Origin of the sequence: Dapis hubbardiae BLCC-M172 (genome assembly GCF_050016015.1) — a bacterium.
Classification (GTDB): Bacteria; Cyanobacteriota; Cyanobacteriia; order Cyanobacteriales; family Microcoleaceae; genus Trichodesmium.
The window spans coordinates 14,307-29,792 of the sequence record NZ_JBNHEQ010000266.1 but is presented as its reverse complement, the minus strand read 5'-3'; the positions used below and the strand labels follow the sequence as shown (position 1 = coordinate 29,792).

General features: G+C 32.7%; 5 protein-coding genes. 3 read left to right on the top strand and 2 right to left on the bottom strand.

Annotated features, from left to right (window positions below; translation table 11 throughout):
• Positions 1–408: 408 nt before the first annotated feature.
• Entirely contained in the window at positions 409–4,560 is a 4,152-nt protein-coding gene (locus ACP6PK_RS24515) for a response regulator (protein WP_426563474.1), read from the bottom strand.
• A gap of 286 nt (positions 4,561–4,846) precedes the next feature.
• Between ACP6PK_RS24515 and ACP6PK_RS24510 the strand changes: the two genes are divergently transcribed.
• Together ACP6PK_RS24510 and ACP6PK_RS24505 are read left to right on the top strand one after the other, a co-directional pair.
• Positions 4,847–6,604, top strand: coding sequence for a sensor histidine kinase (locus ACP6PK_RS24510; protein ID WP_426563472.1), 1,758 nt, complete (start codon positions 4,847–4,849; stop codon positions 6,602–6,604).
• Between the two features lie 1,258 nt (positions 6,605–7,862).
• Positions 7,863–10,481, top strand: a complete 2,619-nt coding sequence (locus tag ACP6PK_RS24505; RefSeq protein ID WP_426563470.1) for a PAS domain S-box protein — start codon at positions 7,863–7,865, stop codon at positions 10,479–10,481.
• 602 nt (positions 10,482–11,083) lie between these two features.
• Here ACP6PK_RS24505 and ACP6PK_RS24500 read toward each other — a convergent pair.
• Positions 11,084–11,296, bottom strand: coding sequence for a hypothetical protein (locus ACP6PK_RS24500; RefSeq protein WP_426563468.1), 213 nt, complete (start codon positions 11,294–11,296; stop codon positions 11,084–11,086).
• A 146-nt stretch (positions 11,297–11,442) separates the two neighbouring features.
• Between ACP6PK_RS24500 and ACP6PK_RS24495 the strand changes: the two genes are divergently transcribed.
• Positions 11,443–14,499 (top strand): UPF0182 family protein, encoded by a 3,057-nt coding sequence (locus ACP6PK_RS24495; RefSeq protein ID WP_426563466.1) that lies wholly within the window; start codon positions 11,443–11,445, stop codon positions 14,497–14,499.
• Positions 14,500–15,486 lie beyond the last annotated feature (987 nt).

Below are 15,486 nucleotides of genomic sequence, written 5' to 3'. Positions count from 1 at the left end.
TAGGGGCAGGTTTTACCATTGATTTTGATAGTAATAATTGATTTAACTAAACCTGTCCCGAACCCATAAACAAATATTGTGAAATTAATGGTAATGGGGGGTGGGTTTATTATTCTTTATTGTTAGATATGTAATTCAACAGATTAACCCACCCCTACCGGGTTAATTAATTAATATTAATCTGTAGGGGCAGGTTTTACCATTGATTTTGATAGTAATAATTGATTTAACTAAACCTGCCCCAAACCCATGAATAAATATTGTGAAATTAATGGTGATGGGGGGGTGGGTTTATATCAGTTATCAGTGAATTTTGGGGATAAATAATTGTGCAATTTATCGTAATGGAAGGGTAGGTTTATTTTATTTATTTATGACATGATAATTTAACAGATTAACCCACCCCTACTATTTCTGTTGCTCTAATTTCAAAGCATTAATAACTTTTTCATACTCAATTTTTACCTCAGCAAAAATATCTATTGCTTCTGCTGGAGTAGAATTTCCTGACTCATAAGCTAAACGAGCTAATACTTCTAATTCCTGACAAACCTTATAAAGAGTCATCGCCCCTAAAGTACCACTAATAGACTTCAAAGAATGAGCAGCATTTCTAAGTATTAATGGGTCAGCTTGATTAATAGCAATATCAATATTATCTAGCAGTTCGGGAGAAGTCTGGAGATAAATTTCTATTACTTCATCTAAAGCGTCTACTTCTCTCAAACTTTTTATTATCTTACTCTCAAGAATAGTCTTTTCAGGAGAAATATTATTTTTATTTTCCTCAGTTTCTACAGCAGTATTTGACGGAATAAAATTAATTTTTTCCTTCCCCTCAAAAACCAGAGGTTTACATTTACTCAAAGCTTCAATAAGCTGTTCCATTTGTATAGGTTTACTAATATAATCATCCATTCCCGCAGCAATACATTCTTCGCGATCGCCCTGCATTGCATTAGCAGTCATAGCAATAATTCTAGGTCTTTCCTGAGAAGCTTTTTCGGGATATTCTGTGGGATTTTCATATTCTTGCCGAATGCGACGAGATGCTTCTAAACCATCCATTAAAGGCATTTGTACATCCATCAAAACTACATCATAAGGCAAACCAAACACAGCTTCTAAAACTTCCAAACCATTACTAGCAACATCAGCACGATATCCCATCCGTTGTAAAATTTGTAAAGCTACTTTTTGATTAACTAAATGGTCATCAGCTAATAATATTCTTAGGGGTAATTGTTCTGCCAATAAAGGAATTACTTCAGCATTCCATTTACTATTACTTGTAATTCTAACTTCAATACCTTTACCAGAAAAAATATTTAGTAAGATTTCATAAAGTTGAGATTGTTTTACAGGTTTATTAATAACTGCTGCAAATAATTGATTAGAAAGATTAATTTCCTGCTTACCTAAAGAAGAAAGAAGTACCAGAGGTAAATCTTGATAAATTTGATTTTGACGAATTTTTTTGGCTAAACTTAAACCATCAATTTCTGGCATTTGCATATCTATAATTACCACATCAAACTTATTCTCTGTTGCCATTAATTCTAAAGCATAATTAGCATTTTCAGCAGTGCTAACTATCATCCCCCAAGATTCCGTTTGTTTAAGCAAAATTTTTCTATTCGTACTATTATCATCAACAATTAATATTCTTTTGTCTACTAAATTATGCTGAATACCATCTAAATAATTACTTTCAATTAATTTATCCTTAACAGTCTGAATGCTACATTTATTGACTATCGTAAAATAGAAAGTTGAACCAAATTTTTCATTTATATTAGCCGACTTTTCATCTAAAGTAGATAATCTATAACCTACTGGGGGAGTTCCACCAAATACACCCATACTCTCAACCCACATCTGACCACCCATCATTTCAGCTAATCTTTTACTAATAACTAATCCTAAACCTGTACCTCCATATTCTCTACTCGTAGAAGAATCAACTTGACTAAAAGATTTAAATAAACGATTCATACGACTAGCAGGAATGCCAATACCTGTATCTTTAACTGAAAATTGTATTTCGTATGTCGGCCAAATATCACAAGTATTCAATTCGGAAATATTTTCTGTCGCTAAATTTTGCAAATTTTCCTCTATTTCTAGCCTTCTTCCACTAACAGAAACTAATACCTCACCACGAGCAGTAAATTTCACAGCATTGCTCAAGAGATTAACTAAAATTTGACGAACCCTAGTAATATCTCCAATTGCCATAGTTGGAGTTTCTGGGTCAATAAAATAGGCAAGTTCTAATCCTTGTTCGCAAGCTTTTGCTGCTAATAAATCAATAGATTCTTCCAGACAAATTTGTAAATCAAAAGGATGTTCTTCTAAGTCTAATTTTTCTGATTCTATTTTGGAGAAATCAAGGATATCATTAATCAATGACAGTAAAGCATCGCCACTACTACGAATAGTTTGAACAAAATCTTTTTGATCTAATTCGAGAGGAGTATCTAATAGTAAACCAGTCATACCAATAACTGCATTCATTGGAGTTCTAATTTCATGGCTCATAGTTGCAAGAAATTCACTTTTAGCTCTAGTAGCAGCAAGTGCCTCATCTCTAGCTTTTGCTAAATCATTTGCCGTTTTTTGACGTTCTAATTCTCCACCTATCCACTGCGCCATTAGTTTTAATAATTCTTGATCTACAGCTTTAAAAGGTTCGCTAAGAGGTTGAGGACTCCAGAAATTAAGAGTAGCGTAAACTGAACCTCCTACCATAATTGGCGCTCCCATATATGCTTCGATGGGGAAAGCCATATCTATACTGGAATAAAAACCCGAATATTTAATAGATTCAAAACATATTGGTTCTTCTCCTATAGCTGCAAAAATAAAAGTTTTTTCTAAGTCAAATTTTTGTCCTTTAGTAATAGAATTATCGGGACTTTTAGCTGCAACAATAGTATATTGATTATCCTCTATTCGAGATAATACTCCTATTTCTAGACCAAACTTTTCACACCCCATTTCTAATAATTGTTGGAGGCGATAATTAAAACAATAACTTAGACAATTATCTTGATTTTTATGTTGATAAGGAGCAGCAGTTATTTGATATAATTTCCGAATAGCAGCTTCACTTTCTTGTAATTCTTGTTCTCTTTGTTTGCGCTCGGAAATATCACGAGAAACTGCAATAATTTCTTGTACTTTCCCTGTTTCAGGATCGCGAATTGTCCGAGCAGTAGTTTCAAACCAAATGTATCTACCATCTTGATGCAGGATACGGTAGGTAAGAGTATAAGTTACTGGCTTTTTGAGAATAGTATAATAAGCTTTGGCAAGTAGTCTAGTATCTTCAGGTGCAAAAAATTGTTCTGGATGAGTACCTACAAGTTCCGATGGATAGTATCCGACGAGACTATGACAAGCGGGTGACACATGAAGAATAACTCCATCCCAAGAATGACGAGAAATCATATCGGTGGAGTTTTCTGCCATTAGTCGATAGCGCTCTTCACTCTCTTGATGGTCAAATTGAGAATTTTCTAATGCTTCTAGCATTTTATTCATCGTCTCTGCCAAACTAGACAACTCATCATTACCTGACATTGATACACGGGTTGAAAGGTTGCCACTGGAGGCTATTTTCTTGACAACTTTGCTGAATTTGGAAACGCGGGAGACTACCAATTTTTCTATAACTGTAATTGTCACCACACAAAAAACGAAACCTACTATTACCCATGAAAGAATAAAGTAACCCCAAAGCGATCTACCATGGTGATGAATTATTCGATCTAGTTCTACTTGGAAAATTAGAGCGGGTTGACCATAGATATCTTTGATAATTCTGTAGCCAGCTATTTTATTAGCGCTCAAAGGTTCTACAACTATTTCTGAAGTTTTCAGTTGCTGATTAGTTTGTAGGGAATTATTTTCCAAGCGACTGACGGTTAGGGATAATTTTGTGGATTCAGCTAACCTTGCTATCATTTTATTATCTAGGTAGCTTCCAACAATTAGGGTATCGTTGTTCAGAGCATCTTTTTCATTCGGAACAGAAGTCGCAGCAATTAGAATAGGTGTTTCTGGTAAAATAATAATACCTGTTTTAGGAAGATAATTTTCTTGCTCTAGATTTTGAACTAAAGGTAGATGTTGTTTTAACCTTTCAAGTATTAGTATTTCTACCTGTTTATCTCCATCGAATCCTTGACTAAATAAAATTTCCCCTTGAGAATTCAGTCGTAATATTAAGTTGATTTTTTCATTAATAAAAAAGTTTTTAACTAAATTGAAATTAATCAATTCTTCTATAGGTAAATTCCTATCAGGTTCTAGTTTATTCTCATTACCAAATTTTTTTGATAATAACAATAGTGTATCCTGTTTGACTGTGGCAGATAAATTGGCCAATTCCTCATCCAGTCCATTTAATCCTCTGGCAACATCCAAACGAACATAATCTGCCTCCAAATCTTGGAAGTCATAAAGCAACATCATTGATGCTGTAGTACACAAAACCGCTATCAGACTAGCGATCGCTGTACTAATAATTATTAGTGTCTTTTGACGAAGTTTCATCGAGTTGTTCTTGATTAATCCTATTCAGCAACCAACCACCCATTTTTATTACTCCCGTTGGACTATAAAAACAGTGGATTAGGAATTTGCTTTTTTCTGATAGCTATCACCCTAGGCATGATTGTCTATAAAAATTTCCCTAGCATCAAATTTTCCTAATTACAGCCTAGCAATTTAGAACAACAGAAGGTATAAATTTATAAATAATTATCAGGGTTTTCTCAGGATTAATAGCTAAGTTAATAACTAATTATAATTCCAGTATTTTTGAGCAAGAAAGAGTCAAATGAAGTTTAGAGTTAAATGGCCAAAAAAATTTAGCTTCGGACAATGTAAAGACTCATCATCTTTACAAACACGTCTCACAGTAGGTATTGCAGTATTTTCAGTATTAGGACTAGGCAGTGTAGCTTTGTGGACAAGTTGGAAGATGCAGCAACTGTTGATAGTCAGTCATAAGCATAACATTGAGCAGATAGCTGAACGTTTTCCCAGAGATGTTGAAATGTATAGCAAAATGTGGTATCCGACAGAAAGTTTACAGAAAGCTATTGATAATTTAACATTGGCCAATGTATTTCTTTGGGTCAAAAGTCATAATGGAAATATTTTGGCTGAATCACAAAATTTGCGGAATGATACTGACCACTTTATTTTAAAGTCTCTATCTGAGATGCCAATTGAATCTTTAGTATATCCGATTAATGGACGCTATTTTGTCTTATGTGGTGGGCCTATAAACATTAATGGGATGAGTATTGGTAAACTTTATATTGCTTTGGACATTACTCGTGATCAAAAGATGTTAGTGACTATGGTGATGAGTCTAAGTGTGGCGAGTATCTTGGCAATAATGGTAGTGACGGTTGCTATTACTATTTATATTCAACGTTCTCTCATACCTCTATGTCAGATTAGTCGATTTGCTGATAATGTTAATGCTGATCGTTTGGCTGAAGCAAGGGTTTCTTTGGAACAAGCTCCTAGGGAAGTAAAGCAATTGGCAAAAACTTTGGATACTATGTTAGGTCGGTTGTCTGATTCTTGGGAGCAGCAAAGGCAATTTGTGAGTAATGTTTCTCATGAGTTAAGAACTCCTTTAACTATTGTTTCTGGGTATCTGCAAAGTCTTCTTAGACGGGGTAATAATTTGACAGAGACTCAGAGGGAAGCAATTTTGGTTGCTTCTGGGGAAGCAGAACGGACTATTGAGTTATTGAAAGATTTGTTGGAGTTAGCTAGGGCGGATAGTGGCCAAATTCACTTTCATTTGGAATTGGTGGTGCTGAATGATTTGGTTGCGGAAGTGGTGGAAATGGCAAAGCAGTGTAGCGATCGAGAAATTATTCTGAGATTGGGGAATGGAGGTAACGAAGTCAGAAGTCAGAAGTCAGAAGTCAGAAGCGAGTGTGTAATTCTGAGGTCCCCCCAGAATGCAAGACACACTCAAGACAGTTGTTTTTGTAACGGGGATTTGAGCAACGCTCCAAAAAGGTTTAGCCAATCAAGACGGGATTTTCGACCCAATTATTTTGATAATTTAGTTTCTTTTGAGTTTGACAGCTCTCATAAATTATCTTCAGAGATTAATTTAGATGATAATTTTTTGGGTGGTGGGTTAAGTTTAAAATCAAAAAGTATTCCTGAAGTTAAGCAAAGTTATGTTTCTCAATCTGAAAGTTTATCGTTAATTGAAGTAATGGTAGATTCTAATCGTCTTAAACAAGTTTTACTCAATTTAATTGACAATGCTGTTAAATATTCTGAGCCAAATTCTCCTGTTATATTAAATGTGTATCAAAAAGGTGGTGAAGCAATAATTCAGGTTTGTGACCAAGGTAAAGGTATTCCTTTGTCGCAACAAGCTAAGATTTTTGAACGTTTTTATCGAGGTGATGAAGCTAGAAATCGTTCTGGTAATGGAGCTGGTTTAGGTTTGTCTATTGTGAAAACTTTAGTGGAAGGAATGGGAGGAAATATTCAGGTTTATTCTAAGTTAGAGCAAGGGAGTGTATTTACAGTTAAGTTCCCACTTAAAAAATAGCTTTTTTTGAATTTTAGTATTTAATTAATTTCAGCTAAATTTGCAGAGTTACTTCTGATAAGTAGTTGGATATAAATCAACAATTAGATGTTAATAAATGTAATAAGATGATTATTATGTTACAAGTGTTCCGGTAATGTTTACAAAAATTTATATATAACAATCAAGAACTCAGATGTGAGAATTTTACTACTCCCTAAAAGTCTAAAATATGGTGGTTATTATCTTCACTTATATTCAGTTTTTTCCTTATTATATGTTGACTTCTGGAGCTGTTGCCTAAAAGTTTACAATATCTCGTAATTCAGATCGGATTGCTATAAATATCAAAATTTTTGTCTGACTACTTAATTTGGGTTTGTTAAGAATGATTGATTTATCACTCTATTATGATACCAATTCTGAAAAACTTTGTTATACTTAAAATTTATATTTATAAATACTATTGATTGATATGATATAGCAATCCCTGGATAAGTCGTAACAAATCAAAAAGTAAATAAAAAAACTGAAATTCCCACCTGTTGCCTGTTGCCTTCTGGAGCTGTTGTCTGTTCCCTAAAAAACAGTAAGATTTTTGACACGAATAAAATAGAATTGCTATATTAAGTATTTGATAATATTTATTATTTTGATGGTTATTTTGGTACTTTCCAAAAAAACTCAATGTATCAGTAAGTCTAAAAGGATTAGGAAATAGGGGGAAGGGAAGAATACAAAACTCTTGCCTACCAGAAAATGGTATTGGCGATACAAATGTAAGCATTCAGCAGTTCATTAAGTCATTATTTTGGCAGGAGGAATTAATCTCCAAGTAGAATTAAAAGTTATTAATAAAAAGATCATCAGCTAACCGAAGTCAAGTTATTACTTTCAAAAGCTGAATGCTAATAGCTAAATGCTTATGTACAAATAGATTGAAAAATTGAAATCAAACCAGCAGAAATAGCAATTGGTCTAGATGTAGAAATTAAATATTTTTTGGCTGATAGTACAGGTAATACTATCCAAAATATTCACTTCTATAGAAAGTCAGAAAAACACTTCAGTAGAGGAAATTATCAGAAGTCTAAGAAGCACAGACGATGCAGATATTGATTACCTTAAATATTCTTTCATATTTTTATCATATACTTTTCTTTATCTGTTACCTCCTCTGTGCTGAATTAGTCAAGCTAATCTAGAATATTTGACTCTCATAAAATTAAATATTAATTAGCTTTGGGCACAAAATTAAAATATACTAAATCTTTGACTGATGGGATTTTTTATTACAGATAATTTAGGTGATATTGTTGAAATTAATCAAAAAGCAAAACAGATTTTTGGCTGGTTATGGGAAGAAAGTGAGTCACTCAAAGCTACAAAATTAAACTGGAAAATAATTAGAAATGATGGCATAGATATGCCAAAAAATGAGTATCCTTGGGTGGTTGCCTCCAGAGAAAAACGGACTGTTGAAAATTTAGAAATGGGAGTAACTAAAGATTTTCAAGAAGTTATTTGGCTAAGTGTAACATCTACTGCTATATCAAGTTTCACGGATAGAATTTTCACAGCTTATGTGGATATAACAAAATGGAAAAAAGTTGAAAAAAAATTACAAAATTCAGAGATAAAGTACCGTGCATTAATGCAAGATGCTGGTGAAGCAATTTTAATTGCAAATTTACAGGGTAAGATTATAGAAGCTAATTATAAAGCTACAGAAATATTAGGTTATCAGAGAGAAGAACTTGTGCAAATGCACACTAACCAAATTCATCCACCAGAAGCACAGCAAAAAGTAATAACAGCAATACTTGAAACAGCAAAAAAAGGTAAAAAATTCATCCCAAATATTTTGGCTTTGAGAAAAGATGGGAATTGGTTTTGGGTGAATATTATCTATAAAATTATTCAGTTAGATCAAGATGAAAAATTGTATCAAGTAATTTTACAAGATATTACTCCATACGTTATAAATGAAACAGCATTGAGAGATAGTGAAGAAAGATTTCGTGCTATTTTTGAACAATCTGTACTGGGAATATTTTTGGCTACCTTATCAGGAGAAATTTTCCGTATTAATCAAGCATTTACAGATATTTTAGGTTATAGCCATGCGGACTTATCAAATTGTAATTTTGTGGATATTCTTGAGCCTGAGCAAAGGCAAGATTATGAAATTAATTTACGATCTATTATTGGTGAAAAAATACTAAATTTTGCAACTGAAAACCGTTTGATTAACAAAAATGGTAGGTTTATTTGGTCATCTTTAACTGTATCTTTAATCAAAATTTCTGAAGAAAAAAAATACTTAATTGGCTTGATTGAAAATATTAGTCAACGTAAACAAATAGAATTGGATTTGAAAAAAAGTGAAGAACGTTGGCAATTAGCATTGCGTGGTAATAATGATGGAATATGGGATTGTAATATCACAACTAATGAATGCTTTTATTCACCGCGTTGCCAAGAAATTTTAGGTTATACAGAAACTGATATTTTTCATCACCTAGATGATTGGAAAAATCGTATGCATCCTGATGATATTAATTTGGTTACAGAGTCACTTCAACAACATCTTACTGGGCAAAAACCTTACTTTATTGCTGAGTATCGTATCCGGTGTAAAGATAATACATATAAATGGATTTTAGATAGGGGTCAAGCAGTTTGGGATGAAGCAGGAAACCCATTGCGAATAGTTGGTTCCCATACTGATATTACAGAACGTAAAAAGGCAGAAGAATCTCTACGCAGACAGACTCAACAAGAACAATTAATTCGTAAAATAATAGAGCGAATTCGCCAGTCTTTAAACTTATCAGAAATTCTCCAAACTACTGTAGATGAAGTGCGGAATATTTTACAGGTGAAGGGAGTAATTATTCAACGCAAAATCTCAGATAAGTTGGTTATTGTTCTAGCAGAATCTTTAGCTATAGGGAAACCCTCAATGTTAGATTGGCAGATTAATGATTATATAATTACAACTCAGGAATTTAGACAAGAGAAAAAAACTGAGCAAGTAATAGTAATAGAAGATATTGAAGAATCCAAGAGGAGACTATGTTCTAATTATTTGTTAGATTTTTTTGATATTAAAGCTTGCTTAATAATGCCAATTTTTATCCAAAAATCAACAATTAATCATAGTCAAAAAATAAGTTTGTTTCCCAGGGAGCAATCTACTTCTGATGACCCACTTTGGGGAATATTAGTTGCTCATCATTTTAGTAATCAACGACAGTGGCAAGAATGGGAAATAAATTTACTAGAACAATTAAGAATACAGTTAGAAATTGCAATTCAACAATCAAAACTTTATCAGCAACTACAAAATTCTAATGAAAAATTATATCAACTTGCTACATTAGATGGCTTAACTCAAATAGCTAACCGACGTTACTTTAACGAATATTTAGAACAGGAATGGTTACGGATGGCACGAGAGAAAAAACCATTGTCGTTAATTATGTGCGATATAGACTTCTTTAAAAAATATAATGATACTTATGGGCATCAAAAAGGTGATGAATGTCTTCAGCGAGTAGCAAAGACTATCTCAGCGGTAGTAAAACGTCCTGCTGATTTAGTAGCTCGTTATGGTGGCGAAGAATTAGCTGTTATTTTACCTAATACTAATTTAGAAGGAGCAATTTATATTGCCAAAATAATTCGTCAAGCAATATATAACTTAGAAATTCCCCATCAGAGCGCACCAATATATAAACAAGTTACTATGAGCTTAGGAGTTTCTAGTATTATACCATTTCCTGAAGCTACTTCTAAAAGTTTAATTGCTGGAGCGGATCAAGCACTTTATCAAGCAAAAGAAAAAGGTAGAAATCAGGTACTTTCCTATGTTGGTGATATAATTATTTCTTAGTATAATTTCCCTTGATTAGGGATTCGATAATTAATTGATAATGGATAATGAAAACTCTCTTCTTATATCAATTCTCAATTCTCAATTATCTATTGGTAAAAAATATTTATAGTAATCCTATTTTAGTTGTGGTATTTTGGTGGTAGGAGCGAATTGCCATTCACCCCAGCAGGAGTTAGGAGTCAGAATTTATATAAATTTGATAAATGTTTATTACAAATGATAGAAGCAAGGAAGAGGGAGTAAGGAAGAAGGAAGAAGGAATAAATAGGGTTTGCTGAAAAAGTCTTTTTTAATGAGTGGGGGAGTAGGGAAGTAGGGGAGTAACTTTTTTTGCTCAACTATGCGCCAAAAATGCTCTCCTTTGTGAGCATAAATAGCTTAAAACTAGCTAATTTTTCCATACCTAAAAAAACTAAAACCTTTATCTGTAAATATTTTGATATTTAATCAGCAAGCCTTAAATATTGAATAAAAGAGGTAAAATAATAGATATAGCTGTCTAGAATGAATTTCAGTAGCTATCTTTAACTATCTCCGATACAGATTAACTTGGTTGTGCATCAGCAAAGTGTGGGATAAGTCGCGTATGGCTGGCCAATCTAATCTAAAAGCTCTGGGATATAAAGGTTGACCAACCAAAAAGTTAGGACAGGTGGCTGACACTTCCCAATAAAGATACACCCTACAATTATTCCTCCTTGCTGGAAGGGAAGTCTCCCCACACTTCCCACACTTCCCACACTCCCCACACTTCCTTGACGCACTACCATTAACTTTTTGTAGCATTCTTTTTTCAAAATGGTATTACTCATGCTTTCAATTGAATTTAACTATTATAAAACTTGTTACAACATAAGCGCGGACTGCTATATTCTGCATGAATTTGGTTAAATAGTAGGGATTATACCTATCCTAAACAAGTTAATAAATTAGCCATATTTGATAACAATTAAAACTTATGAAAATCAATATCCTATACAAACTCAAAGTTAGGCTTTTAAAGTCATTAGAAAAACTTAAACCCATAGATATATTAATAATATTTATCAGCTTATTTGGATTTTGGGCAGTATTTGATTTGTCAACCAATATCTTAGCGGAAATTTTATGGTTTCAAGAACTAAATTATTTGCCTGTCTTAATCACGAAATTGCAAACAGAAACTTTAATTTGGATAATTACCTTTTTAATTACAGCAGGCTTTTTTTTAGCAAATCTCAGATTAGCCAGTATATTTAAGGATTCAAAAGGCGAGGTGAATAATGCAATATCTGAAGAAATAATGCTTATTCCTCCAGTTACTATGCCGTCAAGTAAATTGCGTATTGAACCCTCACTAAGACTACGTTGGTTGTTATGTTTTATATTCGGATTAATTCTATTAATAGGATTAATTCTAACTCATTATATTGGAGTATTTACTAATTACTGGCATCCCGATCTAACAGTTGCTAAAGTATCCCCACAAATCCCATCAGAATTGACCATAGAATCAATTTGGCAAATACTCACCTCAATACCATCTAACTCATGGTTATTAGGATTATTTATCCTGTTATTTTTTGCTGTGATTATTAATCCTATATTCTGGTTAAGCGGATTTGCTATATTGCTTAGTTTAGTTTTGAGTTTTATTCTTTCCAATCATTGGGGAAATATATTACAACTCTTGAATGCCACTCCCTTTAATAAAAGTGAAGATTTATTTCATATAGATATCAGCTTTTATGTTTTTCAACTTCCTATTTTACAACTATTAAAATTTTGGTTGAGCGGATTATTCTTATACGGATTAGCTGCTTGCACAGTTATATATTTCTTGTCAGGTAAAAGTTTAAGTAAAGGCAACTTTTATCAATTTTCTCAACAACAACAACGACATCTTCATGCTTTAGGTGGAGGTTTTATTTTAACCGTAGCATTTAGTTACTTTATAGCTTGTTTTGAATTACTTTACTCTCCACGCGGTGTAATCTATGGTGCTGGTTATACCGATATAAAAGTTCAGTTTCCTGTGTATGTATTTTTAGCAGTTTTAGCATTATTAATTGCATTTTTTCTATTTTGGCAAGCAATTTTTTCAGTCAAAACCATTCAGCCTTATATTGAAGCAACTCTATGGTTTCTACGTTTAGGTCGCAAGAGGAAAAGACATAAAAAAGTTAGCGCCAAATTATTTGCTAATAGCTATTCATTAAGAGTTATATTAACATGGTATTTAACAATAGCAGTAGTAGCTAGTTGGCTAATACCAGAAATTGTACAAATAGCAATCGTACAACCGAATGAGATAGAACGAGAAATTCCTTATATTAAACGTAGTATTAAATTTACAAAAGAAGCTTATGTTGACGTAGATAAATTAGAAGTAAAACTTTTCGACCCCGACAATAAACTTACCTATACTGACTTAATTAATAATCAATTAATTATTGATAATATTCGCCTTTGGGATACAAGACCAATTTTACAAACAAATCGGCAATTACAACAAATTCGACCTTACTATGAATTTCTAAATGCCGATATTGACCGTTATACATTTCTGAAACAAAAGTCACAAAGAACAAAAAATAACCCTACTGAAAAACAACAAGTAATCATCGCAGCTAGAGAACTAAACTATGAATCTGTACCTGAACCAGCACAAACTTGGGTAAACGAACATTTAGTTTATACTCATGGTTATGGTTTTACTATTTCTCCAGTTAATCAAGTTGAAAATAGTGGATTGCCAGAATATTTTGTTAAAAATATCGGACCAGATCCAACTATTGAAAAGAATAGCACTTTAGAAGTATTAGACAGAATTAGATACAGCATTCCTATCGGTAAACCGAGAATTTATTATGGAGAACTTACTAAGACTAATGTCATTACTTCCACCGCAGAAAAAGATAGAGAATTAGATTATCCTAGTGGAGAAGCAAACTCCTATAATACTTATGATGGAAGTGGAGGAATTGTTATTGGTAAAGGGTGGCAAAGATGGATATTTGCTAAATATTTGAACAACTGGAGAATGTTATTAACTGACGAATTTACACCCGAAACAAAACTCTTATATCGTCGCAATATTAATGCTAGAGTCCGAGCAGTCGCTCCATTTCTACGCTATGATAATGACCCTTATTTAGTCGTAGCTAATCCTAACTTTGGAAACCAAAATATTACTGAAACAAATCCTAACTATCTCTACTGGATGATTGATGCTTATACTACCACTAATCACTACCCTTATTCTGACCCAGAAAATAATGAATTTAATTATATTCGTAACTCAGTAAAAGTTGTAATTGATGCTTACAATGGCTCAGTCAAATTCTATGTTGCCGATCCAAAAGATCCTATTATTAGAACCTGGAAAAAAGTCTTTCCAGATATGTTTACTCCTATAGCAGAAATGCCAAAAAGTATTCGTACTCATATCCGCTATCCCCTGGATTTATTTCAAGTACAATCTGAAGTATTAGCAACTTATCACATGGATGACCCCCGTGTATTTTATAATCGAGAAGATTTGTGGCGGGTTCCTATTGAGATTTATGGTAGTCAACAACAAAATGTAGAACCTTATTATCTAATTACAAAATTACCAGAAGAAACTTTAGAAGAATTTATTTTACTTCTACCTTATACTCCAGCAAGTCGTAATAATTTAATCGCTTGGTTAGCTGCTAGATCGGATGGGGAAAATTATGGTAAGTTACTGTTATATCAATTCCCTAAAGAACGATTAATATATGGTCCTGAACAAATTGAAGCTTTGATTAATCAAGACCCAGAAATATCCCAGCAAATTTCTCTTTGGAATCGTGAAGGTTCAAAAGCAATTCAAGGAAATTTATTAGTTATTCCTATTAATAAATCTCTGCTTTATGTTGAACCTATTTATTTAGAAGCAGAGCAAAATAGTTTGCCTACTTTAGCAAGAGTAATTATTTCTTATGAAAATAGAATTGTGATGAAGTCTACTCTTGATGAAGCACTTCGAGAAGTTTTTCAAGTTAATTAAGGAAGAAGGGAGAGTTCATTAATTGATAATTGATAATTGATAATTGATAATTGATAATTACCTCTCCCTAAAAGGGAGAGGATTGACACTAATCAGGAAAAAATTTATTTTTTTTCCCTTGAAAGGGGAGGCAAAGGGTGCTCAATTATTTAATTAATAATTATTAATTATTAATTACCCGGTAAGAAGGAATAAGTTAAATTTCTATGTAAACTAATAACTAAATAACTAATAACTTAATATAGCAATATAGGTGGCAATATTTGATCGTAGGGGTTTGGTTTCCAAATCCCTTATTCTTTTGGGTTTGGATACTAAACCCCTACAGTATTTTATATTAAATATTGATTTTAGGGCTAGAGCCAAACTACGAGCTAAATAATAAACAAAAGTTTAGTATTTGTCTGGTTAAACTGATAACTGATAACTGAAAAAAGGGGGTTGACAAAAGAAAACTTGACATAGTATTATACTTATAATGGAGAAGGTGCGCTCATATATACTCAAATCAATTAAGCCAAAAAAGCAATATTTCCCTAACTTAACAGCAAAATTAAATTACAAGGGCAAGGAAAACTGTGAAATAAGGCTAGGCAATATTAGGAGAAAGTCTGATAAATGAAAAGTAAAGCATTCAGCATTCAGCGATAAGCTTATAGCCTTTGTCGGAATAATTAGTATGAAGAGATTTCCGAGAAAAGAAGCGATCGCCCTAATTATGGGTAGACTAAAAATTAGTGAGAATAATTCTGTTGTTTGTAGTTTGACTCTAGCCCCTTAAATATTGATTTGATGGCTCGAACTACTACGAAAAGCTAAACACTGATAACTGAATAACTGAAAAAAGGGGGTTGACAAAAGAAAACTTGACATAGTATTATACTTATAATGGAGAAGGTGCGCTCATATATACTCAAATCAATTAAGCCAAAAAAGCAATATTTCCCTAACTTAACAGCAAAATTAAATTCCACAAATAGGAAAACT

Bases quoted from the DNA above. Each gene is read 5' to 3' on its own strand.
- ACP6PK_RS24495 (WP_426563466.1), top strand. From the start codon at position 11,443: ATGAAAATCAATATCCTATACAAACTCAAAGTTAGGCTTTTAAAGTCA.
- ACP6PK_RS24515 (WP_426563474.1), bottom strand. From the start codon at position 4,560: ATGAAACTTCGTCAAAAGACACTAATAATTATTAGTACAGCGATCGCT.
- ACP6PK_RS24500 (WP_426563468.1), bottom strand. From the start codon at position 11,296: ATGAGTAATACCATTTTGAAAAAAGAATGCTACAAAAAGTTAATGGTA.
- ACP6PK_RS24510 (WP_426563472.1), top strand. From the start codon at position 4,847: ATGAAGTTTAGAGTTAAATGGCCAAAAAAATTTAGCTTCGGACAATGT.
- ACP6PK_RS24505 (WP_426563470.1), top strand. From the start codon at position 7,863: ATGGGATTTTTTATTACAGATAATTTAGGTGATATTGTTGAAATTAAT.